This is a genomic window from Paenibacillus sp. UMB7766-LJ446 (genome assembly GCF_030226665.1).
Taxonomy (GTDB): Bacteria; Bacillota; Bacilli; order Paenibacillales; family Paenibacillaceae; genus Paenibacillus; species Paenibacillus vandeheii.
In genome coordinates this window covers 1-21,636 of the sequence record NZ_JASOYM010000004.1, presented here as the reverse complement: position 1 = coordinate 21,636, position 21,636 = coordinate 1, and the positions used below count along the sequence as shown (strand labels likewise).

At 44.8% G+C, this 21,636-nt stretch carries 29 protein-coding genes; 2 read left to right on the top strand and 27 right to left on the bottom strand.

Annotation, left to right across the window (positions count from 1 at the left end; translation table 11 throughout):
* Positions 1–130 precede the first annotated feature (130 nt).
* Positions 131–1,006, top strand: a complete 876-nt coding sequence (locus QP794_RS11290; protein WP_285076556.1) for a LysR family transcriptional regulator — start codon at positions 131–133, stop codon at positions 1,004–1,006.
* Here the strand turns inward: QP794_RS11290 and QP794_RS11285 are convergent.
* The 8 genes from QP794_RS11285 to QP794_RS11250 all read right to left on the bottom strand — a co-directional run bounded on the left by QP794_RS11285 (position 1,003) and on the right by QP794_RS11250 (position 6,240).
* Positions 1,003–1,206 (bottom strand): hypothetical protein, encoded by a 204-nt coding sequence (locus QP794_RS11285; protein WP_024632062.1) that lies wholly within the window; start codon positions 1,204–1,206, stop codon positions 1,003–1,005. The two genes, QP794_RS11290 and QP794_RS11285, sit on opposite strands and share 4 nt — an antisense overlap.
* Before the next feature lie 47 nt (positions 1,207–1,253).
* The gene (locus QP794_RS11280; protein ID WP_285077405.1) at positions 1,254–1,736 is read right to left on the bottom strand and encodes a tetratricopeptide repeat protein; all 483 of its coding nucleotides are present in this window, start codon (positions 1,734–1,736) and stop codon (positions 1,254–1,256) included.
* A gap of 198 nt (positions 1,737–1,934) precedes the next feature.
* Positions 1,935–2,792 carry a heme o synthase gene (cyoE, locus tag QP794_RS11275; RefSeq protein ID WP_285076553.1) on the bottom strand — a complete coding sequence of 286 codons (858 nt, stop codon included), beginning with the start codon at positions 2,790–2,792 and terminating at the stop codon, positions 1,935–1,937.
* Between the two features lie 156 nt (positions 2,793–2,948).
* A complete protein-coding gene (locus QP794_RS11270) occupies positions 2,949–3,515 on the bottom strand; it encodes a hypothetical protein (protein WP_285076550.1) in 567 nt (188 codons plus the stop codon).
* 281 nt (positions 3,516–3,796) lie between these two features.
* A complete protein-coding gene (locus QP794_RS11265) occupies positions 3,797–4,144 on the bottom strand; it encodes a DUF3243 domain-containing protein (RefSeq protein WP_024632066.1) in 348 nt (115 codons plus the stop codon).
* 108 nt (positions 4,145–4,252) lie between these two features.
* Positions 4,253–4,798, bottom strand: a complete 546-nt coding sequence (locus QP794_RS11260; RefSeq protein ID WP_285076547.1) for an MFS transporter — start codon at positions 4,796–4,798, stop codon at positions 4,253–4,255.
* Entirely contained in the window at positions 4,795–5,766 is a 972-nt protein-coding gene (locus QP794_RS11255) for a D-arabinono-1,4-lactone oxidase (RefSeq protein WP_285076545.1), read from the bottom strand. Before QP794_RS11255 ends, QP794_RS11260 begins: the two co-directional genes overlap by 4 nt.
* A gap of 18 nt (positions 5,767–5,784) precedes the next feature.
* Complete coding sequence (locus QP794_RS11250) at positions 5,785–6,240, bottom strand: FAD-binding oxidoreductase (RefSeq protein WP_285076543.1); 456 nt, start codon at positions 6,238–6,240, stop codon at positions 5,785–5,787.
* A 129-nt stretch (positions 6,241–6,369) separates the two neighbouring features.
* Here QP794_RS11250 and QP794_RS11245 point away from each other — a divergent pair, with 129 nt between their 5' ends.
* Positions 6,370–6,558, top strand: coding sequence for a hypothetical protein (locus QP794_RS11245; protein WP_024632069.1), 189 nt, complete (start codon positions 6,370–6,372; stop codon positions 6,556–6,558).
* Between the two features lie 100 nt (positions 6,559–6,658).
* Here QP794_RS11245 and QP794_RS11240 read toward each other — a convergent pair whose 3' ends face one another.
* From QP794_RS11240 to QP794_RS11150, 19 genes are all read right to left on the bottom strand, one after another.
* The gene (locus tag QP794_RS11240; RefSeq protein ID WP_285076541.1) at positions 6,659–7,621 is read right to left on the bottom strand and encodes an NAD(P)/FAD-dependent oxidoreductase; all 963 of its coding nucleotides are present in this window, start codon (positions 7,619–7,621) and stop codon (positions 6,659–6,661) included.
* Positions 7,622–7,818: 197 nt separating this feature from the next.
* Positions 7,819–9,447: an S-layer homology domain-containing protein gene (locus tag QP794_RS11235; protein ID WP_285076539.1), complete on the bottom strand. Its 1,629-nt coding sequence runs from the start codon at positions 9,445–9,447 to the stop codon at positions 7,819–7,821.
* Positions 9,448–9,596: 149 nt separating this feature from the next.
* Positions 9,597–10,199: a nitroreductase family protein gene (locus tag QP794_RS11230; protein WP_079344139.1), complete on the bottom strand. Its 603-nt coding sequence runs from the start codon at positions 10,197–10,199 to the stop codon at positions 9,597–9,599.
* Between the two features lie 129 nt (positions 10,200–10,328).
* A complete protein-coding gene (locus QP794_RS11225) occupies positions 10,329–10,574 on the bottom strand; it encodes a hypothetical protein (protein ID WP_024632073.1) in 246 nt (81 codons plus the stop codon).
* 180 nt (positions 10,575–10,754) lie between these two features.
* The gene (locus QP794_RS11220) at positions 10,755–11,525 is read right to left on the bottom strand and encodes an acyl-[acyl-carrier-protein] thioesterase (protein WP_285076535.1); all 771 of its coding nucleotides are present in this window, start codon (positions 11,523–11,525) and stop codon (positions 10,755–10,757) included.
* Positions 11,526–11,578: 53 nt separating this feature from the next.
* Positions 11,579–12,439 (bottom strand): AraC family transcriptional regulator, encoded by an 861-nt coding sequence (locus tag QP794_RS11215; protein WP_285076533.1) that lies wholly within the window; start codon positions 12,437–12,439, stop codon positions 11,579–11,581.
* 159 nt (positions 12,440–12,598) lie between these two features.
* A complete protein-coding gene (locus tag QP794_RS11210) occupies positions 12,599–13,147 on the bottom strand; it encodes a glutathione peroxidase (protein WP_079344136.1) in 549 nt (182 codons plus the stop codon).
* A 212-nt stretch (positions 13,148–13,359) separates the two neighbouring features.
* Positions 13,360–13,872 (bottom strand): DUF6886 family protein, encoded by a 513-nt coding sequence (locus QP794_RS11205; RefSeq protein ID WP_285076529.1) that lies wholly within the window; start codon positions 13,870–13,872, stop codon positions 13,360–13,362.
* A gap of 50 nt (positions 13,873–13,922) precedes the next feature.
* Entirely contained in the window at positions 13,923–14,423 is a 501-nt protein-coding gene (locus QP794_RS11200; RefSeq protein WP_285076526.1) for a GNAT family N-acetyltransferase, read from the bottom strand.
* 39 nt (positions 14,424–14,462) lie between these two features.
* Positions 14,463–14,831 (bottom strand): hypothetical protein, encoded by a 369-nt coding sequence (locus QP794_RS11195; protein ID WP_285076524.1) that lies wholly within the window; start codon positions 14,829–14,831, stop codon positions 14,463–14,465.
* On the bottom strand, positions 14,815–15,024 hold the full coding sequence (locus tag QP794_RS11190) for a hypothetical protein (protein WP_285076522.1): 210 nt from the start codon (positions 15,022–15,024) through the stop codon (positions 14,815–14,817). The genes QP794_RS11195 and QP794_RS11190 overlap by 17 nt, the downstream gene beginning before the upstream one ends.
* Positions 15,025–15,078: 54 nt before the next feature.
* Positions 15,079–15,522 (bottom strand): GNAT family N-acetyltransferase, encoded by a 444-nt coding sequence (locus tag QP794_RS11185; RefSeq protein WP_285076520.1) that lies wholly within the window; start codon positions 15,520–15,522, stop codon positions 15,079–15,081.
* A gap of 411 nt (positions 15,523–15,933) precedes the next feature.
* Positions 15,934–16,587, bottom strand: a complete 654-nt coding sequence (locus QP794_RS11180) for a GntR family transcriptional regulator (RefSeq protein WP_285076519.1) — start codon at positions 16,585–16,587, stop codon at positions 15,934–15,936.
* A 156-nt stretch (positions 16,588–16,743) separates the two neighbouring features.
* A complete protein-coding gene (locus QP794_RS11175) occupies positions 16,744–17,748 on the bottom strand; it encodes a tyrosine-protein phosphatase (RefSeq protein WP_285076518.1) in 1,005 nt (334 codons plus the stop codon).
* Between the two features lie 47 nt (positions 17,749–17,795).
* On the bottom strand, positions 17,796–18,521 hold the full coding sequence (gene phnE, locus QP794_RS11170) for a phosphonate ABC transporter, permease protein PhnE (RefSeq protein WP_285076516.1): 726 nt from the start codon (positions 18,519–18,521) through the stop codon (positions 17,796–17,798).
* A gap of 23 nt (positions 18,522–18,544) precedes the next feature.
* Entirely contained in the window at positions 18,545–19,393 is an 849-nt protein-coding gene (gene phnE, locus QP794_RS11165) for a phosphonate ABC transporter, permease protein PhnE (RefSeq protein WP_285076514.1), read from the bottom strand.
* A gap of 1 nt (position 19,394) precedes the next feature.
* Positions 19,395–20,162, bottom strand: a complete 768-nt coding sequence (gene phnC / locus QP794_RS11160) for a phosphonate ABC transporter ATP-binding protein (RefSeq protein ID WP_285076512.1) — start codon at positions 20,160–20,162, stop codon at positions 19,395–19,397.
* A 34-nt stretch (positions 20,163–20,196) separates the two neighbouring features.
* The gene (locus QP794_RS11155) at positions 20,197–21,117 is read right to left on the bottom strand and encodes a phosphate/phosphite/phosphonate ABC transporter substrate-binding protein (protein ID WP_285076509.1); all 921 of its coding nucleotides are present in this window, start codon (positions 21,115–21,117) and stop codon (positions 20,197–20,199) included.
* Positions 21,118–21,414: 297 nt separating this feature from the next.
* Positions 21,415–21,636, bottom strand: a 222-nt coding sequence (locus QP794_RS11150) for an IS3 family transposase (RefSeq protein WP_285076508.1), incomplete at its 5' end; no start/stop codon positions are given.

Sequence of the window (21,636 nt, the reverse complement as noted above, 5' to 3'; positions counted from 1 at the left end):
TCCGAGGCTCTCTCGAACTAACTCGCCTTGGCAAGTATAAACGATCTCTTTGCATTATAAAAATGAATATTTATAATAGTATATATGAAATAAACTCATGTATTAAATGAGGAAAGGAACGGAATCTTTCATGTCATTGGTCAAATACGAAATTTTGAATGCCGTAGTCGAATACGGCAGCCTTACGAAAGCAGCGGAAGCACTGAATATTACCCAATCCGCGGTCAGTCATGCGATCGCCAGTCTGGAGACCGAGTGTGGTTTTTCGCTGCTAAATCGTGGCCGCTCAGGTGTACGAGTGACTGCCGAGGGGGAACGTATTCTGGGCTATACGCGTGAAATTCTGCGCTGGACGGAACTGATGAACCAGGAAATTTCATTAATTCGCGGCGCCGAGATTGGAACCGTGCGTATTGGCACATTCGCCAGTGTATCCACACAGTGGCTGCCTGGTATCCTCAAGCAATTTCGCCTGCATCATCCTGGAATCGAAATTAAGCTGTGGGAAGGAGACTATGCAGAAATTGAAGGCTGGCTAGCCGGAGGCGCCATCGATCTCGGCTTTCTTTCTCTTGGGGATTCCTCGCCTTTTGAAACCATTCCATTACAAAAAGACAGGATGATGTGCATCCTGCCTCTGGAGCATCCACTCGCTTTGCAGAGATCTGTCTCATTTGATGTATTGCTCGAACAGCCCTTTATTCTGCCCAAATGGGGCGGTGATAACGAAATCGAACGATTGATCCGGCAGCATGCAGCCAAATTGAATGTCGTCTATGAAGTTGCCGAGGATCAGGCCATTATGGCAATGGTTCGAAACGGCCTTGGAATCAGCCTCTTGCCTGAAATGGTTCTGCAACACCATACCAATGAGCTGGCTCTCGTTCCACTCACTGGAGATCCCTATCGTACGATTGGCATAGCCTGCCCGTCTCTTATCAATCTGTCACCCGCTTCGCGTCGTTTCATTGAAGAGGTACAAGAATGGCTAACTCCATCGCTCTAATCGACGTTACTTACAAATTGTATGATGCCAATGACCATCATTAAAACAAATGCGATGGCAATCACAATTGCAACACCAATCAAGAAGCGTACGCCGGGTGAGCGTCTATTCACCTGTTGAGCTTCTGCCAGATAATTCAGCTTCTGTTCCATCCGGTCTAGTCTCTCGTGCACCTCTTCAAGTTCGTGATTCGAATTCATCCAATCATCTCCTTTAAGTTAGGTGTTATCGCTTGTATACACTCTGTTTACTCCCACACCCGGTCCAGTTGATCTGCATAAAAACGGATGGCTCTGCTGTAGTCGGTTATTCCCTTATCCCTTGATGTATCTGCCAGTTGTATCAGCAGCCGTTTCATTGCCTCTGCATGCTCGCCCAGATTGTAGAGCACCATGGCAAGAAAAACTTCAAATTCCCGGTTCTCCGGGAATTCACTTAATCCCTTTTCAAACCAAACCTTCGCCTGCCCATACTGCCCCAGAGTCCGATAGGTGCTGCCCAGTCCAAGTATGGCACCTGCCCTGTCCTCACTCGGAAGCGCTAGACTTAAGGCCTTCTCATAATGCGGTACTGCATCCCGCTCCAATCCAAGTGAATCATGAGCCCAAGCCAGCTGGTACCATATCTGCGCATTCTCCGGTTCCTGTAATGCCAGTTCCTGTAATAGCTCAATCGCCTCCTGCATTTGCCCCTCTTGCCTCAAGAGAATAGCCTGATCCAAATCATTCATATACGGTACTTCCCATCCTTCCAAAATCCCATTTTCCATAGTATGGAAATCATTCATTCATTATAGCAAAAAAACATCCCGCAAAATAGGCTGGAGCAACCAGAGGTTGTCCAAACCGATTTCGCAGCATGCTTCTTCGTAAGGTGCCAACTCCATTGGCATCTTCATATTCAAGTAATGTACAAAGTGATGATTCGCTCAGGACCAGGTTGTGTTTACCACCATTACGATAAATACAACCATGAGATAATTGACAGAGATCAGAAAGTTAACCTTTGCCCATTTCTCATCATCCTGAGTTTTCAATCCGCTTAGTGTATGTACAAACCAGATCAGACCACCAATAGCGGAGACAAGCAGAAACACAAGACCAACGTAGTTGTAGTAATACAACAGAAATACAGCAGGAAGCAACAGAAACACATAAGGAATCATTTGGAACTTGGTACGCTTCACACCTTTGACTACCGGCAACAACGGGAAACCTGCTGCACGATATTCCTCCACTCTGCGAATACCGAGTGACCAGAAGTGAGGCGGCTGCCACAGAAATAACAGCGCGAACAGCAACCAGGCACCTACATCGATCTGATTGGTTACCGCACAATAACCTATTACTGGCGGCATCGCCCCCGCAATTCCACCCAGTGAAGTACTCCAGGTCGAGCTGCGTTTGAGCCACATCGTGTAAATCACGATATAAGCAAACCATCCGACCAGTGCCATCCAACCGGACAACGGATTGACCAGGAAGTATAGAAGCACAAAACCGACCAGACCGAGAACAATTCCATACCCCAATACAAAGTTGGGTTTAAGATGGTTGATGTAATCAATCCGTTTTTTGGTTCGCTCCATCTTCTGGTCCAATTCACGATCCCAGTAATTATTAATGACACAAGCCGAAGCGATGACCAAGGTTGATCCAATCAATACCATGAGCAGCGATATCCACGAGATATCCCATTTTGAAGCGACCCAGAACCCTACGGCTACCGCAAACACATTCAGCCGCAAAAGTCCGGGTTTCGTTAATGCGATCATGTCTTTAAGCATGAGAAGCCTCCTGAACTATGTAAAAACACCATTCCTATAATGATACCTGTACATAACATGAATTACAATCTCCTTCATGAATTTGTCATAACCAAAAAGCATTCCTCCCGGTATGGAACCGGAGGAATGCTTAACCATTAAAAGTTGAATTTGAATTTATGGAATGTACTGCTGCACAATTTTGATCACTTTTCCGTCTTGTACAGTGAGGTGATACGGGAATATGGACAGATCGAGCAGTTTCGTATTGTCATACAAGGATTTGAACTTGCTGAGCGCCACTGACTCATTCCATTGAATGTTGGTGCCCTGCACCGTACCGTCACGATCATACAACTGCATCAACACTTCAGCATTAGCACTAACTTCCACCTTTTCCTGCTCTTTGCTGTCGTTGACAATATAATATCCATCAGGAGCACCATCTATACCGGAGTCTGGATTCCGTTGTTCAAAAACTTTATCAGCCTCTGTCCCCTGGTACCAGCCAATCTTGTCTACAATTAAGAATAACTTACCATCTTCATGCTGTATATCATCCACATACGCTGTAAACATCTCGGAGTTTGCAGCCTGAGCCTCTTTGGCAGATGCCTGAACATGGTCCGTGCTCTCCTCAGCGTTCGCTGGCGTAAGTAAATATGTAGCAAGCACAATCATGCCAAGTAAAGCAACAGCCGCACCCAGCATTCGTAATTTCCATTGTTTCGCCGCGTTCTTCATAGGCAGCATCTCTCCTTATTATGAACGTTACTAATCCTTAACCGGAAGGCTTCCCCTTCAAACGCTCATATGAAATATTTAATCCTGTTTTCTACTTTCCCTATCATACTAGGTGTGCACTCTGCAAAAGTATCAGCCAGATGAAAAATAGTTACAATAGGTGTCATCAGTCCTTGTGCGAAGCATCTTAACAAAAGTAGGATAACATCATCATAAAAGAAACCCTGTATGCCTTGGCATCCAGAGTCTCTATTGGCTTAGCTTTTAGTTATAGCTTAATCTTAATGATTCGGGGTTGAGCCTTGCGCCAGACGCACAAGCATGTGAGCCAGCATGTGACGCTCTTCCTCTTTCCCGACATTCCACAGTTCTTGCAGCAACTTCTCTTCACGGTTACGCGGTTCTTCCCGGGCTGCTAAATAATCGGCAACCTTCTCGGCAATTTTGGCCATCTGTTCTTCGCCCAGCCCAATCGATTCGCCCATTGCAATTCGTTTGCCCAGATATTCTTTGAAAGAATCAAAGTTCTGTAAAATCTGTTGTCTTTCTTCAGGGGCAATCTTCTCAATCGCATTGTCAACCTTGTCAGTTGAAACTTGGCCATTTTTGTGGATCACATGTTCATTCATTTGAAAAACCTCCTTGAGAATATTCGTTTTGGGGACTAAGCAAAATGCTTAATCATACCAGTGTTATCTATAATATAAACTTCTCGCTGGAGATTAATCAGACCATTTCTATCCTTCATCAGAAATACTTCGTAATCGCCATACTGCCAGTGCTCCCCACATATATAAAATGGCACTGAGATAAAATAATACATCGATTGTCAGCCAATCGATCAGAATACCGCCTACAATAACGGCAAATCCTGACGCGGCGGATGTCCAGAAATGATAGTTACCTACAGCTGGGCCCCGTTGTCCAGCCATCGTGTAATCCGCGAGCAACACCCGCTCACTCATTCGCTGCATCGCATTACATATCCCCATCAACATTTGCAGTAGCAGCACCCAGATGTATGAAATGACCCACGGAAAGGCAATCATGGCTGCTGCCATCCCCACCGAACTTACCGTGAGCCACTGCTTGGCATGTCGATCCATTCGGGGAGCGAGCCATTGCGAAGCAGCAGCCGAGGTGATTGTAAATACAGCAAAAGCAAGTCCGTATTTGGAGAAGCTGTTACCCAGATTTTTGAGAAACAAAAGATAATACGGATAAATCATGCCCGATGCGAGCGTAACGATGCTTTGAGATCGAACAAGCCACTTGATATTCATGGATGATTTCCTCCATACTGCTCTATAAAGTAATTCATAAAAAGATGATTGGGGTCAAACTTTTCTTTGGCTGCAAAAAACTCATTCTTCCGTTGGTAAGCCTGTTCGAATTGTTCTGAAGATGCGTAACCTGCATAGGGCAGATAATAAGTTCCGTTATATCGAAAGACGGCATCCATCAACTGCTGCATATGGCCCTTGAACTTTTCTTGTTCTGCCTCGGACAATGAAGCGTGAAACAAACAGACAAGACCGAACATATCCTGCGTTGCATATGAAAGCACAGCTTCTTCATCGTGTTTCACATATCTAACGGTAATATTAAGCAAATCCAACTGCTCCCGGGAAACGATCTCTCCCATCTCCTGCACAAATGCCGGGAACGTTTCCACCGGAATAAAATATTCCTGCAGCAGATCATTTTCGCCCGGCTGATGATATTCCATAAAGGCAGACGCAGAAGCCATCGCATTGTTGCGGCTCAATCTTTTGCCCTCCTGCGATTCGAAGTAACGCTTTTGCAGCGGCCAAAACCAGGCCCGGCCCCACTCGAATTCACGGTTTAGGTTGAACAGGAGTTTGCTAGGAAGCACGCCCCTTTCACGTTCATCCAGATGATTATAATCATCCAATGAAGCCGTTGGATCAAGGGCATAATTCAGTGCGTACATTTCACGAAAGTAGCCTTCACCAGGCTGAACTGAAATTCGGGCCAAATGCATTTGCATCATCGGATCTCCAAGCACGCTCTTTTGAAAATAAGACGGATAGTCTTCAACCTGCACCTGTTCCGTCGTGAGACGATAGACTTCATCATCCGTTAACGTCAATGTAACGTCCAGAATCAGTCCAAACAATCCGTAACCCCCAAGTACAAGCGGGAAAAGCTCGGCATTTTCGGTGCGACTCACTTGCCGAATCTGACCATCTGCCGTCAAAAGACGAAAGGAATCGACACTTTGAATCAAGGAACCCTGATGGAGCTCTCAATCATGTGCATTTACACTGATAGATCCGCCTACGGTGAAAATATTTTGGGACTGCATATTTTTGACTGCCAATCCATAGGGGTTAATGGCTCGCTGTACGTCAGCCCAGGTTGCACCAGCCTGTACACGTACCTTTCTGGTATCGACATTAACTTCCAGCACTTTGTTATACGAGGTCATGTCTATGACAATGCCGTCCTTATAATAGGTGTGCCCTCCCTGACTGTGACGCTGCCCGGCAATAGATATCGTCAGATTTCGCTTTCGTGCATCCTGAAGCAGTTCAACGAGCTGCTGCTCTTCACGCCCTTCCACTATACGTTCAACCTTAACCGGATGCAGGCGGCTGTAATCGGTAATCAAATACGGATTCTGATCATCACTATCGGTTCTCCAATATGTCCACACACATAAAATCAGAAGTAACAGGAGCACGCTCGTCTTTTTGAACAAATGGACTCCTCCTCTCCTAAAACATAACGTTTCAATTTAATTCCATTGGTTAATCGTTTACATATACATTACAAGGATTGGATATGTTAAGGAACACCTTAAACATACCTGAATAAGGAGGAATTTTCCATGAGCGAACATAAAAAGGAGCGAAAAAACAAGGATCTCGAACCTGGTGTTAATACCATTCTTCATCCGGACCCTAACAATCCTGGACCGACAGACATGATCGAGGAAGCTGTAGGAGATATTGTCGACAACATCACCCACCCTCACAAAGCCAAAACAAACGAGACCCGCAATACAAACAGCAAGTAAATCTGGATCATTCTTTGGCAAGCCGTTTGCGCCAACGCAAAAAGTCCCTCCAGCCTTAGTCATAACCGGTGGGGGGACTTTTGCATTGTTGGTGTTTGTATTAATGAGAAATCGGTCCGTTCACAATTTGCGTTTTGATCTGATTCACTTCGTTTTCCTTATTCATCTGCTGCAATGCCTTGTGAATCCAGATCGCTGCAATCGAACCTTCGCCCATGGCAACCGTAGCTTGTTCCGCGTGCAGGCCGAGATCCCCTGCAATCCATACATTAGGTGCGGCCAGCATGCTGCGCGGGTTGGCTTCCACATGTTTATTATCCGCGATGACGGCACCAAGCTGCTCTGCCAGTTCATAATGTACACGATTGCCTCCAAACGCAATAAATCCACGCTCCGACTCAAAAATCTGTCCATCTTCCGTCAGTACACCTGTTATATGGCCATCCTCCATCTGCTGCACTTCTTGGACCGCCGCCTCAAGATAACGAACGCCTGCCTCTTTCATGCTGCGATGAAGCTCAGCGGAGATGGGTGACTGCTCATGGTTGATGTATAGCAGCTCAGTGGTACGTTGAATTAAAACCATAGCCATGTTTGCACCCGCTTCACCTGCACCCAGCAATATCGTGCGCTGATCCTGAATCTCGTATCCATCGCAATCCGGGCACACATATACGGTTCGTCCCAACGTAGGTATTAATCCCGGGATGTCTGGTATCCTGTCCGTTAGTCCGGTTGCCAGCAGGACTGTTTTTGCCATATATTCAGAGCCGGAGGAGCCGAATAGTTGAATCTGTTCTCCCCGGCGTCCTGCTTTAATGATACGGTCTTTCTCAAAAGCTACTCCAGTCCCTTCTGCCTGCATTCTGCCTTTGGTGCGCAGCTCTTCACCGGATACTCCATCAGGAAAACCAAGAATATTATGATAGGTTCGGCATAACGTTGATCTGCCTTCTCCTGCGTCCACCACCAACACCCGATGGGAAGAGTATCGCCCCATCTGAATAGCCGCCTGAAGTCCTGCGAGTCCTCCACCTACGATAATGCAATCATACTCTCGCATGCTCCATCTCCCTCCTATGCTTCTATCTCTTATATGTTATTGGACAGTTCACTATCCTTCTATCCATTTACACCATTCAACCAGAATCAAACGTTATCTGTTACAACTTAGCTTTTACCAAAATAAAATAACCCAAACCATCCGACTGAATAACGGTGTGTTTGGGTCAGTTTAAGAAAGAATGATAATTCCGGAATTCAGAAAATGTATGATTCAAATCGTGAAGCGTTAGAAATGGCATTCCATACATCTGCCGTCTCTCCGCCCATATACCAATAGGCTAATCCAGCAATGTTACGTTCTTCACTCATCATTACTTTCGCGGATAATGAACGACTGTCCTCTGCCCATATATATCTTGGCGTACCGTTACTGTTATATCCAATGACATATTGGACCAGAGATGCATCCCACCGTCTCACAGAACCTGAAGCTCGTGCACGTGTTCCTTGTTCTGCCAGGGTGATATCCCATGAACTGGCTGCCGGATTAACGGAAGACCAATCTCGTGTATATAAGGGCAGGGCCAGAATTGTTTTGGCGCGAACGACCTCAGCGAGCATCGTATCCAGAGCCTTTTCGAGCCAAGGAAGAGATGCCACTGATCCCGCCTGTGGGTCGCCGTTCCAATGTTCCTCATATCCCATCAGTACCATGTAATCCGAGACGGCACCCAATTGGGCATAATCAAATGCATCGGTCCAGTCTGTCCCCAGATCGGGGGATACATCCACGGATACGACGGCTCCCAGGGGATGCAATGACGTTGTCAGAGAGGTGATAAATGCGGTCATTCCTGCGCGATCAGCAGGCAGTACGTTCTCGAAATCCACGTTAATACCATCCAGTTTGTATGTTTTTACATACGACGTGACTTGTGAGATCACCGCCGCCCGATTGGCAGAACTGGATAACATCTGATGGGTAAGGTCCGGGTTTGAACGATTGCCAAGCAATGGCCATACCTGTCTGTCTGTAGCAGATGCCCAGGATAATAGTGATGTGTCCGTGAGATCCGTGATTTTCATGCTGCTGTTCAGGAAGAACCAACGAGGAACGAGTGTGTTTGCTTCCGACTGTTCAATCTGTTTCTTGAACTCAGCAGTAGAGGCATTATATTGCCATCCCAGCTGGATACCGAGCTGGTCTTCACTTTTCAGCTGGTCTGACCAGGTTTTCTTTTGCAAAATGGCATCCAGCATCACTGCTGCCTCTTCTCTGGTCACCTGGTCATGCGGCCGAAACTTGCCGTCACTGCCGCGCATTAAGCCAAGCTGATATACAGTTTGCACATACGGACGCGCCCAGTCGGATATCTCAGCTGCATCGTCATATGTGGATGACAGGAGATTCGTTGATTTGGAAGATTGTTTTAACATCCTCACTAATAGTGCAGCTGCTTCTTCCCGAGTGATGGAGGCGTTTGGCTGGAACACTCCCTGACTCTTGCCCTCAAGAATGGAAAGATTCGTCATGGCTGCGACATTGCCGTAATACCATGCGTTGATATTGACATCGTTATATGGATTAATATTGTTCTTAACGGGCTTCAACCCTAGCAGTCTCACGGCAAATGTTGCAAATTCAGCACGAGTAACCGCCTTTTTCGGTTCAAACGTATTCTCTGAGGTTCCAGCAGCAATTCCCGCCTTGACCAGATGTGCAATGGCATCCTTCGCATAGCTGGAGGTTGTATCCTGGAACACCTGCTGAGCTGCTGCTTGAGCTGTGGGGTTACCGATGGAGATTGATCCTATTGCAAGTACACCGCACAACACAGCATTCCATAGCTTTTGGCGGGTACGTTTGTTTATTCTATTATTCACATCAAAAAGCCTCGCTTCATTGGAGTACGATCTACACAATCGTATCAAATTGAAGCGAGGCCGTATGTGGTTAAATATTGGGAAATTCGCTGAAGTGATGTACCTCAATATTTTCAATCAAGGTCGACATTCGAATTCAGGCGAAAGCCTTACTTGTGTACTTTTACACGTTGTTCAATCGGTTGGAATTCTTTCTCGCCTGGTGTTGCAGTAGGTTTGCCGAATGGCATTTGAGCGATCAGTCTCCAGTTCTCGGGAATGTTCCATTCCGATTTGACCTTCTCGTCAATCAACGGGTTATAATGCTGCAGGGATGCGCCCAGACCTTCTTGCTCCAATGCAGTCCAGATCACCAGTTGCAACATACCATTAGATTGGTTCGCCCAGATTGGGAAGTTATCCGCATAAGCTGCAAAGTTTTGTTGAAGCTGTGCGATCACATTGTTGTCTTCGAAGAAAAGTACAGTACCGTATCCGCTGCGGAATCCGGCCATTTTCTCAGCTGTAGATTGGAATGCTTCTTCGTTTCCAACTACTTCACGCAAAATTTCTTCTGTGTGATTCCACAGTTTGTCGTGTTGTTCACCAAGCAATACTACGGCGCGAGATGTTTGTGAGTTGAATGAAGTCGGAGTGTATTTCACCGCTTCTTCCACAATTTCCTGGATTTTAGCATCCGAGATTGTGGATTCCTTGCTGATTCCATAATAAGATCTTCTGTTTTTCAATGCTTCAAAGAAAGATTTAGACATAAAACATTCGCCTCCCAAAATGGTATTTCCTAATTTGCCAACACAGTAACTATAATATAGTAACATACATTAGTCAACAAACTATTTTATTTTCACTAAATGTACTTTTATTCTTTAGAATGAATCTGATCACTGCGACTCGCGATAATCCGCTCGATATTTTTCTTCCGTTGAGGAATTGCTCTTGGTTTGATCCTTATTCTTCTCTTCCTGCTTCTCCATATTCAGATCTTCCATCGGAATGGGGTCCACCGTCTGCTCTTCTTCATGCCGATCAAGCAAACTTTCCTTCTCTGTCGGATACTGCTCCGGATTATCATGGGAACGATCTTGATGTGTATCCTTGTTATTTTGATCCGGGGTGCGCTCTTTCATTCGTGATTCCTCCTCTATTTTCATTTACCCTTCTTTTACCTTTTCTGTCTGCCTTCTAAACACGGAGTACATATGAGATGAACGTAAAAAGTTATTCCATGTGTGCATCACGAGGCAAAATAGCAAAAAGCCAACCAGAACAGACTAGTTGACTTGGATCTACTTGTATTCAACTGTAATTCATTCAACAAGGGGCGGTGTGGTGAAATCCCCCAAGCTCAATTTGGCTTCAAAAATAACACTCTCATTCTCTTCTGCCAATTTTCCTCGGACCCACACAGCTCCATCCGTAACCGCTGAACGCTCAACGATCATTTGCTCCTGCATGCGAATCTCACGGTGATATGATATTTGCAGACGGATTATACCTGCGGCCAGCTCCTCTTGTGTTAGCGCATCACAACACACGTCTGCATATCTGGCATTATTCATGTGTCCATTACTGTCTGTGCTGCTATATTGTACAGTTAGACGATATTGTTCCTGCAATCTCAGTTCAGAGGGAACCGTCACTTTGGCAGGGGGTTCGCCCAATGATAAATCGGGATGCGATTTCACTTCAAAAGGCAGAGCTGATGGTCTGACGACCCTGCGTCTCTTTAGATCGACCAATGCCCAAGCCGTGCGAGCCTCAGCCAGATGTGTTCCGTCTCGATCTGTAAGGATATAATCCCTTAACCAGGTCACACCTTTATTTTCTTTATGCCACGTCTGCAAAGATACTTCTTCTTCCAATTGAGCTGGGCGTAAAATCGTGACATCTGTCGTTAACAGCATCCATCCGAATCCCTGATCCAGCATCTGCGATACGGTAACTCCCATGCCTGCTAAATCACGGTCTGCTGCCAACTGCATAAGCTCCAGTAAGGCAGATGGACGACATTGAGATTGGTAATCGGCATCAGCTGATCCAATTCGGTAATGAAGCTTGAATGGTTGTTCAGATTGCATTGAATAAACCTCCTCAGGCTGTGCAGTATGTAATCTCTGGACTGTAACCTACATTAATCAAGGGATCGATGTAAACGACTGCGGTACAGATCAGGTGCACACCCTACACTTTGTTTGAACATTCGGCTGAAATGGGATAACCGTTTGAACCCGGCCAACCGGCTGGCTTCTGTTACACTGATTTCCGGCTGGAACTGGAATAACAGCTTGGCCTGATTGATACGGCGGTCATACACATATTTAAAGATGGTACTGCCCGTCATCTCTTTAAACAGTCCTGCCAGATAAGGCTTGGACAGATGAAGCTCACTTGCCAGATCATCCAGACCGATGTCCTCCATGTAATGGGTGTCCACATAACGAATGATATGCTGTACATGCCGCTCCTTCTCGGAAGAGGGACTGTGGTCCTCGACCCTGCCTCGGCAGATGCCAGCTATAACATACAGCAGATCACATAATCGAACGTTCATGCGCTCCTCTTTGAAATCCCCCGGATTCACCATAAGCTGATGAAGATTCAGCAGCAAGGTTTCGAATTCGGAGCGGGTATTCCCTGTCAAATTGATGCGGCAGTTTCTCAGTTCTTCGAACGGCCTCAGTACATCGCTGACCCGTTCCGGGTGCAGACTGCTGCGGAGAGCCGAAGGGTCGAAATGCAGCGTCGTTCGCACATACGGCCTGCCCGGCATTGGATGTGGTCGATGAAGGGTCATGCCATGCATGAGGACCAGATCACCCGGTTCAAGGTTGTACACTCGATCTCCAATAAGATAGGTGCATTCTCCATCATGAAAATAATACACCTCGTAATGCGGATGCGAATGAAATCCGTCCGACACTCCAGGATCGTACGCGCTGGTGGAGCGGTAGTTATATTCCATTGGACCACTAATTTGCATGATACTTGGCACGTTCAAGCACCTCCTGTTCTGGAGAGGTTTCTTCCCATTTTACCCGTTTCACATCATGTCGGATAGTACTGGGCGGAGTTTTGAAATATAGAGGGCCATGCACATATCCGTTTGTATGCACGGTACGTGTCATGGCCCTTTGAGATTATGAAAGATAACTTAAAGTAGCTGTTCAATACTCGCCTGAATCTCGTCGATCGAGTCAACAGGTTCAAAACGTTTGACCACATTTCCTTCGGCATCAATCAGAAACTTCGTGAAGTTCCACTTGATTGCATCCCCATGCAGCCATTCCGGTGCTTTGTCTGCCACCATCAGCTTCAGCAGTTTCGCTTGTATATCTGACTCATCAAAGCCTGCAAAAGGTCCCGACTTCTTCAAAAAGTCATATAAGGGATGCGCCGCTTCGCCGTTGACATCCATTTTGGAGAACATGGGAAATTTCACGCCATAGTTAATCTGACAGAAGGATGCTGCCTCTTCGCTGCTTCCCGGCTCTTGCTCCGCAAATTGGTTACATGGGAAACCAATGATTTGAAGGCCTTGCTCTTTATAACGATCGTACAGTTTCTGCATGTCGTCGAACTGATGTGTGTACTTGCACTTGCTCGCTGTGTTCACGATCAGTACAGGTTTTCCTTCGTATTGATAGAGCGGGAAACGTTCACCACTCGTTTTGGTTACGCTAAAGTCATAGATGGTTGGCATAAGATTAGTGCACCTCGCGATGTTATGTAGTTATATAGACTCATATGAATTTCTATTATATACGAAATAGAAGATTCTGTATCGCAAAAAAAGTCTATAACTACTGCAACGCTACGAACACATCAATCTCATTACGGGCTGATTTTCGATGATGAATTTCCTCTTTCTTTTAAGCAGCTTATCATGATGGATCTTGGTGAAAAGTTTTCTCTCTACATTTTAGTTGCATTATTGAATCTATGTATTCCCAATTCATCGAAATCCGATGTAAGTATCGCCTCTCTCAGCGGGTAAAGATTTGGAGTAAATCTGAGTTCAATTCCTTTCTTCAATAATCTCTCTATTAAACCATCCATGCGGTCTATATGTAGAGGCTTAGTAACCTGATAAGATATATAGTATCCCGCGGTTGGATCAAAAAGCTCGAAATTGGTGTCATCGAAATGATACCTGTACATGATCTGATTCGTGATTTTTGGATACCATGAACTTTCAACCGTAACGATGATATTGGCATTAGAATGTTTGAAAAACTTCTCGTTATTCTCATCACTTATCGTGTTTGTCTTATTACAGATGATTCTCGGGCAATCTCTTGGAAAGTAATATGAATATTCATGCTCTTCATCAATGGCCCACACCACTGCAGGAAATTCAGGTCTGTTTTGTTTCTCCCTCGGAATAAAGACTTGGATATCTGAAACCTCGCTAAAATGATAAAGCATACAAGCACCTCTCATCATTTAGTTACGATTTAATCTCCGACTAATGCTTTCTAATTCCGAGAAGTGTTCCACTTCCCGTCACATAAAACGACAGAGGTTTCGATTTGTCTTTCGGGGACATTCCAGTATCGAGTTAATAACTGCTTCTTCTCATCCGATGAAACTAGGGTAAAACCATTTTTCAAATAGAATTTGATAGCCCATTCTGCGGAATCCCACGTTCCTATTAATATCGGTTTATCGGTTGATGCCACCAGATGAGCCAACAGCTTTGTGCCGATTCCGCTCCCCCGTTGGTGAGTTCTTACATACGCATGCCGAATTAAAGCAACATCGCCTTTATCCTGAATTCCCATAACGCCCCATAATCTATGATCATCTTCAAAACCCCAAAATACGACGTCATCACGGATTTCCTGCTTCAATTCTTCCAATGACATATAGGGTTCATGATAGCGATCCTCAGGAATCACTCCATGGTATGCCTTTGCTGCATCATTAATGATCTCAACCATTGCATCCGTATCCATGCTATTGCACAATCTGATCATGACATAAGCCTCCTAAAGGTTCATAGTATATGGATTGAACTATCGTAAAGGATATATCAATTCAATCGGTTCATTACTCAATTCCTCTTTGAAAATATAATTATGATCTGCTCCCACAACACATAGAATTTTCTTACCCGGATTTGAATGATATGTGTTCTTCACACGTTGAATCATAATCTGATTTCGTACGATCCATCTAAAGTTATTGGCTTTTGGATTAATCTTATCCAGCCATTCATATTTTTGTTTGGTCATAGTATCAAACGCATCCGAGTTAAAGGGAATCGATCCAACGTCATATGTATTCATTTGTTTAGCAAACCATTCATCATCGATCTTCTCCAACGCTTTGCGCTCCTCTTCTGTGAAACCGTTAAAGGGATCAAAATCATTCCCAATACTCACTGGCCGGCTCTCCCCAGTATCCCTTATCCTGTTTATCCACGTTATACTTCTTCCAACTTAGGGGATGCACTTCACCACAGATAATATCCGGGTTGAATTCTGTAATCAAATCCTGATACAAGGTAAGTGAGCTATTATATTTCTCTCTTAATTCTGGATTATGAATCGTCCCCAATATTCCAACGATCGTCATATTGTTTCTCCTTTGTATGTGTTATATAAATGATTTTGAGATTCTTATGTAAATTTACAATCTTTTCTTCAAAAAATATTGAATAATTCCTTCCGGATATTCATCTATCATTCCAAACACTTCATAACCCATCTTCTTGTAAAATTCAGGAGACTGATAAGAGAATGTACTTGTGTGTGCAAGTTTGCAGCCCTCTTTAACTGCAATGCTCTCTACTTGCATGATTAATGATTTCCCATACCCATTTTCTCTGTATTCTTCATCAATCCAAAAGTTATCAATATATAAAGTATAACAGTACGTTGCACAGAAGATCCCACCCACTGCTTTGCCAGTCTTATCTCTTAGAAACAAATTGATGCTTTTTCCAGGTTTCTTTAACAAACCGTTTGTTTCTCTTAAATTGTATTGATACAGGTTACTACAGACAGCATGGTAATCCTCCTCATGATCTTCAAATACAATTTTCAATTCATCGTTATGAGTAGGACTATTCATATTTTAGGTCCTCACGATTCATAATATTTGGGGCTATGTGCACTGGAAAAACTCAATGATCATTCAACTGATATTAATAAAAAATATCAATATCCCCGACTTGATTATACCATTCCAATAATAAATAAAATGAAGATTGTTATATTTAAAGCTTTCTCCAGCGATTTATAATAATACAGGCAAAGCCTGCTACTAGAAGATAAAGTTAAGTATGGGCGAAAGAGTCTACACTATCGCACCCCACGCAAAATATCGCCCCCGATCAGGCTTTGCATGAGTTATTTCAAGCTAACAAGCAATTCAGCATTGCCATCTGAATAACCCCCAATCGCAATGTTATAGAAAAAGTATAACAAAGAATTCCGAGGAGTAATGTCTTAAAACAACAAGCCTTTGACGTGAGGAAAGAAGTTAAAATTGCCCTGTGGCCAGCATGCGTTCTCTGGTTATCGGAATGAGGGATAACACAACCTTTTGAGCTGCCTTATAATCATTGCTGGATAATGCTTGCAGCGTATCCCGATTAATTCCGATCGCATTATAGTGCTTGATATGCGGAGTTCGCTTGAAGCGGACCATGGAATACATGTAAAGTTTATCCCGAAATGAGTCAAATGTGTTTAGCATTACGCCATTATTCAAGGATCCAACAATCTCCCGCATAAAAAGAAAATGATGTTCGGTGTATAAGGCATAGTCATTCCTTTTCTCGGCGGTTCGCTGTACTTCAACATGAGCTGCAAGCGATTCAAGATCTAAATAGATCTCTCTGTTCGGATTTTTCATTATTTCGAAACAGTAAAAAAGCATGGATTGAATCTGTTCGATCAGATCTAGGAATTCCTTCCCGCCTACATCCTTGACCAATACACCACGATTTTTGAGAGAAGTCACATAACCTTCTGATTCAAGACGAGCAATGGCATGACGGATTGGTGTACGGCTCATTTGATACTCCTCCGCCAATTCGTTCTCTGATAGCAGGGTTTCAGGCATCAATTCTCCGCTAACCATTCGCTCACGCAGCATCATGTAAGCTGTATCGACAAGCGATATTTTGTTCATATCATAATCCCTTTCTCCCATTGATGAGGACTTCATTTGAATTTTAACGCGATCTACACATTTCACCCTATATTACCAGTCCTAGAAGAAGTTACGCAACCAGACTGAGACAAGAAGGAGTCCAACACTGTATTCCCATGTCTGGACTCCATTTTTTTAAATCAGATATTTGGTTTGAAGAGCTGTCCTTTGCTCTGCACTAATGTCAAGCCCCTCTGTAAGGTACTGCTCGAAAGACCCGTAGTTCTCGTCGATGGCTTCGAGGGCAGCCTGTATAAAGGCCGCTTTCATCATTTCCGGAATCGCTCCCTGTAGTTCAGGCATTTGGGCCATATATTTTTGATAATCCTTGTTGCTACCGGAGAGGAAACGCTGCATGAGTCCGTCCACCGCGAGATTCGTCAACTCGTAGTCTTCAATAACCACATCACGTGGAACCCCCAAGGTGAGAAGGATCAATGCACATACAACTCCGGTCCGGTCTTTACCAGCGGCACAGTGGAATAAGGAGGTATCCCGCTCTTCTTTTAATAGTTCATTTAGGATAAGTGTACATTTGTCCGTATTTAAAATCATTGCTTTGTATCCTGCATGCAGATCATGCCCGATCTTCTGCATTTCCTCAGGACTTACTTCCGCCATAAAGGGAATATTCGTGTTGATCGCATGACCAATGGCCGGGCTTGGACGGCTGACTACTTCAAAATCGCTGCGCAGATCACAAATCCAGTCAATACCCAGCGCGGCTGCCGTTTGTAGGTCCTGCTCACTAAGCTCATGTAAGTCAGCAGATCGCAGCAGCATCCCCCATCGGGTCGTACGACCATCTTCTGTGAGGTAACCACCCATATCCCGGAAATTAATTACGCCATCAGTGTAAATCATGCGATCGTTAATGGTAGACACCGACCCATTCGTGAACTTCACATGATAATAGTTGCGGCCAGGAGACACCGTTCTCGTAAATACCGTTCCTGCCGGGTCAATCTTTATATCAAGCAGCGTGCTGCCGGATTCCATAAATTCCGGACTAACAGAATGGTAGACTGCCTCCGCCTCCATGTTCTCTGCCATATTCCAGGCTAACATAATCCCGTTATTATCGCTGTACTTAGCCTGAACCTGAGGGCCTTGTTTCAAAAGTGAATTAGATGTTGACATTGATATTCCTCCTCAAAGTAGTATTCATCATTATGAATTTGAATGAATTAGTTCAAACGTGTTTTTAGCTTCATTTTGTATCGGTTTGCCACAAACTCCACGCTGAATACCATGGCGAAAACGACCAATCCGACAAACAAAGCAGCCGCAAAGTTATAGGATTTCATTGCATGAGTCATCTCATATCCAATGCCTCCCGCGCCAACTGCACCGAGAATAGTGGATTCGGCGATACCGCCTTCCAACTGCAGCACGCACCAGGCAATAAAGGCTGTTTTCACCGTAGGCAAAATACCTTGTATGACAATCTGCAGCCAGCTAGCACCCGTAGACTGCATCGCTTCGAGTACGCCCTTGTCGATTTCTTCCAGTGACTGGGCAAATACTTTGACAAGCATACCTGCCGCAGAGACAGCAATCGCAAGCACTCCGGGAAGTGGTCCAAGACCAACAGACACGATAAAGATGAGAGCCCACACGATTGTAGGAATCGCACGAAGCAAGGAAGCAGCGCTTCGAACGATCCAAGCAACGAACGGATGAGGCGTCAAATTGCTTGCAGCCAAAAAGGAGAGAAAGAACGCTACGACGATCCCCAGCACCGATCCAAGAATGGCAACTTGCAATGATTCTACAGCAGCGAGCAGGACATGGCGCCAGGCCGAGAAATCAGGTGGGAACATGGTTCCCATGTAACCGCCTAGTTTCGTAAAGCCCTGGGCAATCTTGGAATAGTCGAACTGCAGCTGAACGAGACTGAACACAAAAAGCACAGCAATTAGCGGCAGACCGATGACTAATAACTTGCTCCTTTTCGGCTTGGGTGGCTCTGGGATGGAAGTATACAGCGTAAATGATTGCTTCGCTTCCTTACGCGATTGGTGATCGTTTCCACAACAAGAACGATAACGAGCACAAGCAGCACGGCCATGCTAGCTTCCTGATACTGAAACAACTTCAATTTTGATTGCAAGATAAATCCGAGACCACCGCCTCCAACCATGCCTACAATCGTGGATGCGCGTACATTGATTTCGAAGTTGTACAGGCTCCAGCCGATAAACCCGGGTAAGAATTGTGGAAATACTGCTTGGGACAACACTTGAAAATAACTTCCGCCAGCAGCACGAACCGCTTCTACCTGCCCCATATCAATCTCTTCAAGCACCTCGGCAAAGGAACGGGTCAACATCCCGATCGAGATCAGGATCAGCGACATCGTACCGACTACAGCCCCAAGTCCAAATGCTGCAACAAGCAGAATCGTCCAAATAATTACCGGGATGTTACGAAACAGCGATGTAGCCGCACGAACAAATACTTGAAGGTAAGGGTGCGGGCTTGTCGTGGCCGCGGCTAAAAAGGATAGCATCCCTGCTACAATCGACCCGATGACCATCGCTACCATACTCATATAAAGGGTCTGCAGTGCAGGTTCAATGAGCTGGGAAAGCGAAGAAAGATCAGGTGGAAGAAAATCAAAAATGATAAATCGGAAGCTCTCCCCTACCCCTGCGAACAAAGTTCCTAATGAAAACTCTGCGCCGATGGAAGACCAGATGATGAGAGCCAACAGCACGATAAAGAACAATATCATCTGCGTGCGTTTCATTTTTCGGGCAGATTGCAACTGAGCAGCATTCATGTCAGGCTGTCTCCTTCACTTTGGGGTTAGTCTGGTTGTAAATGAGCCGGATCATTTCTTCCGTCAGTTCATCAGGTGTACCATCAAACACCTTGGACCCTTTATGAATCCCGATGATACGGGTTGCGTATTTCTTCGCGATATCTACCTGATGCAGATTGCACAGACAGGCAATGCCTTCCTCTTTGCAGATCGTATACAAATAATGCATGATCGTTTCTGAGGAAGCAGGGTCGAGACTGGCTATGGGTTCATCCGCCAGTATCAAATCCGGCTTCTGTGAAAGTGCACGTGCAATGCCTACTCTCTGCTGCTGACCCCCACTGAGTTCATCTGCCCTCTTGTACATTTGCTCATGTAAACCCACACGGTGAAGCATGATCTTGGCTGCTTCTGTATCTGCTTTTGAGTAGAGACCCAGTGCCCCTTTGAGCGGATTCATATAGCCTAATCGTCCATGCAGCACATTATTAAGAACGGACACGCGTGTGACCAGATTATATCCCTGAAAGATCATGCCCATATGACGGCGGAGTTCACGGAGCTTTTTACCCTTGATGCCCATAGTTTCACTGCCTTTAAACTGAATCTTTCCGTTTGTCGGCTCGATCATTCGGTTCAGGCTGCGCAGCAAGGTGCTCTTCCCGGCGCCGCTCGGTCCAATGATGACAACGAACTCTCCGGGATTTATCATCAGGTTCAAGTTATCCAACGCTTTTGTTCCGTCTGGATAGACCTTGGACAACCCTTCCACTTGTAAAAGTGTCATATTAATTCCTCCTTATCTCTTTCAAGTTTTAAACCTACTTCTTCAGCAGTTCTTCTGGGGACATGTCCAGTGCTTTGGCGACTTCACGGATGGGATCAAAATCACTGTCACTGCCTTCTACAAAACGGGCTGCGCCTACACTTTCGAGGAATTTAGGATTTTTCGTATCGTAATCCAACATAAGATCACGCAGCTGTGTAACCAATTCCTCTGGCAATTCTTGACGATAAAGCAGCGGAGCTCCACCGACAATCGGATCCGATTCGGCAATTACGCGGAAATCTTCCTCTTTGACAAGTCCTGATTCTGCCATCATCGGCACCATGAGACTTGACGTACCAATCGCATCCGCATTGCCGTTTGCCAGTGCAAGTAGTGATTTATCATGTCCACCGGAGAACGCTACACTGCCGAAAAAGGAATCCAATTCCTTATTGGAAAGACCAAGCTCTTTCATCAATGTGGCACGTGGATACAGATTGCCTGATGTGGATGCCGGATCGGCAAACAGAAAATCTTTTCCTTTCAGATCTTGTACACTTTGATAAGGAGAGTCACTACGAACGAGGATGACCGTATTCGATTGTTGATCACTTTCAGAACGGACAAGCAGTTTGGCATGGGCACGTTCCGTTGCAATGATGTAACCAAATGGTCCGATTAATCCAATTTCAATTTTGCCTGCACGGAGGGCTTCGATAACCATGTTATAATCTTCAGCTACAAAAATTTCAGAAGGGATGCCGGTTGCTTCAGTAATGTCTGTTGCTAACTGTTCCTGGGAACGGTTCATCTCGCCCTCTTCGCTTGGCATAATCCCGATTCGGATTACTTTCGGCATTCCACCTTCACTGGAGCTTGAACTTGCTGATGCCCCGCATCCAGACAGGATGACAAGCATAAATACAAGCGAGAGGATCAAGCTTTGATAACCTTTGCGTTTACTATTTTTCACAATGTATACCCTCCTGAAATTTGGTTTGATTCCATTCTTTTTTCTCTGGTACACAAGTAGGATACAAGTTGAATGTAAGAAGAATGATTTGGTAAATCACCGAATTTGTAAAACATTTAAGGGTGGTAGTAATCATAAAATTGAATAAAAAAACTAAATTATAGGATTAAGTTATATTTTCAATTTTTCAACAATTTCTAAATAGCCGTATGGAAAGTTAGCATATACAAAAAAAGGCCACCTTCGCAGGCAGCCCTTTATAAAATGTACCCCTTGTAAAGGACAATTAAAAAAAGGTTAGGCCACTTCAAGTTGCTGCCTGTAACGCGCAGGCGGCAGCTTCTTTAAGTTCCATTGACCTCGATAATGATTGTAATAGATCATGTAGCTTTTCACTTCTTGCGTAACTTCTTCCAAAGTCATACACGTTTTGAAATTCGTTTCATCTTTAAAATGCCCAAAGAATGATTCTTGTGGAGCGTTATCCCAACAGTTTCCTCTACGTGACATGGATTGACT

Coding starts and splice junctions, on each gene's coding strand:
- QP794_RS11290 (WP_285076556.1), top strand. CDS start 131: ATGTCATTGGTCAAATACGAAATTTTGAATGCCGTAGTCGAATACGGC.
- QP794_RS11285 (WP_024632062.1), bottom strand. CDS start 1,206: ATGAATTCGAATCACGAACTTGAAGAGGTGCACGAGAGACTAGACCGG.
- QP794_RS11280 (WP_285077405.1), bottom strand. CDS start 1,736: ATGAATGATTTGGATCAGGCTATTCTCTTGAGGCAAGAGGGGCAAATG.
- cyoE (WP_285076553.1), bottom strand. CDS start 2,792: ATGCTTAAAGACATGATCGCATTAACGAAACCCGGACTTTTGCGGCTG.
- QP794_RS11270 (WP_285076550.1), bottom strand. CDS start 3,515: ATGAAGAACGCGGCGAAACAATGGAAATTACGAATGCTGGGTGCGGCT.
- QP794_RS11265 (WP_024632066.1), bottom strand. CDS start 4,144: ATGAATGAACATGTGATCCACAAAAATGGCCAAGTTTCAACTGACAAG.
- QP794_RS11260 (WP_285076547.1), bottom strand. CDS start 4,798: ATGAATATCAAGTGGCTTGTTCGATCTCAAAGCATCGTTACGCTCGCA.
- QP794_RS11245 (WP_024632069.1), top strand. CDS start 6,370: ATGAGCGAACATAAAAAGGAGCGAAAAAACAAGGATCTCGAACCTGGT.
- QP794_RS11240 (WP_285076541.1), bottom strand. CDS start 7,621: ATGCGAGAGTATGATTGCATTATCGTAGGTGGAGGACTCGCAGGACTT.
- QP794_RS11230 (WP_079344139.1), bottom strand. CDS start 10,199: ATGTCTAAATCTTTCTTTGAAGCATTGAAAAACAGAAGATCTTATTAT.
- QP794_RS11225 (WP_024632073.1), bottom strand. CDS start 10,574: ATGAAAGAGCGCACCCCGGATCAAAATAACAAGGATACACATCAAGAT.
- QP794_RS11220 (WP_285076535.1), bottom strand. CDS start 11,525: ATGCAATCTGAACAACCATTCAAGCTTCATTACCGAATTGGATCAGCT.
- QP794_RS11210 (WP_079344136.1), bottom strand. CDS start 13,147: ATGCCAACCATCTATGACTTTAGCGTAACCAAAACGAGTGGTGAACGT.
- QP794_RS11205 (WP_285076529.1), bottom strand. CDS start 13,872: ATGCTTTATCATTTTAGCGAGGTTTCAGATATCCAAGTCTTTATTCCG.
- QP794_RS11200 (WP_285076526.1), bottom strand. CDS start 14,423: ATGATCAGATTGTGCAATAGCATGGATACGGATGCAATGGTTGAGATC.
- QP794_RS11190 (WP_285076522.1), bottom strand. CDS start 15,024: ATGACGATCGTTGGAATATTGGGGACGATTCATAATCCAGAATTAAGA.
- QP794_RS11185 (WP_285076520.1), bottom strand. CDS start 15,522: ATGAATAGTCCTACTCATAACGATGAATTGAAAATTGTATTTGAAGAT.
- QP794_RS11180 (WP_285076519.1), bottom strand. CDS start 16,587: ATGAACAAAATATCGCTTGTCGATACAGCTTACATGATGCTGCGTGAG.
- QP794_RS11175 (WP_285076518.1), bottom strand. CDS start 17,748: ATGTCAACATCTAATTCACTTTTGAAACAAGGCCCTCAGGTTCAGGCT.
- phnE (WP_285076514.1), bottom strand. CDS start 19,393: ATGAATGCTGCTCAGTTGCAATCTGCCCGAAAAATGAAACGCACGCAG.
- phnC (WP_285076512.1), bottom strand. CDS start 20,162: ATGACACTTTTACAAGTGGAAGGGTTGTCCAAGGTCTATCCAGACGGA.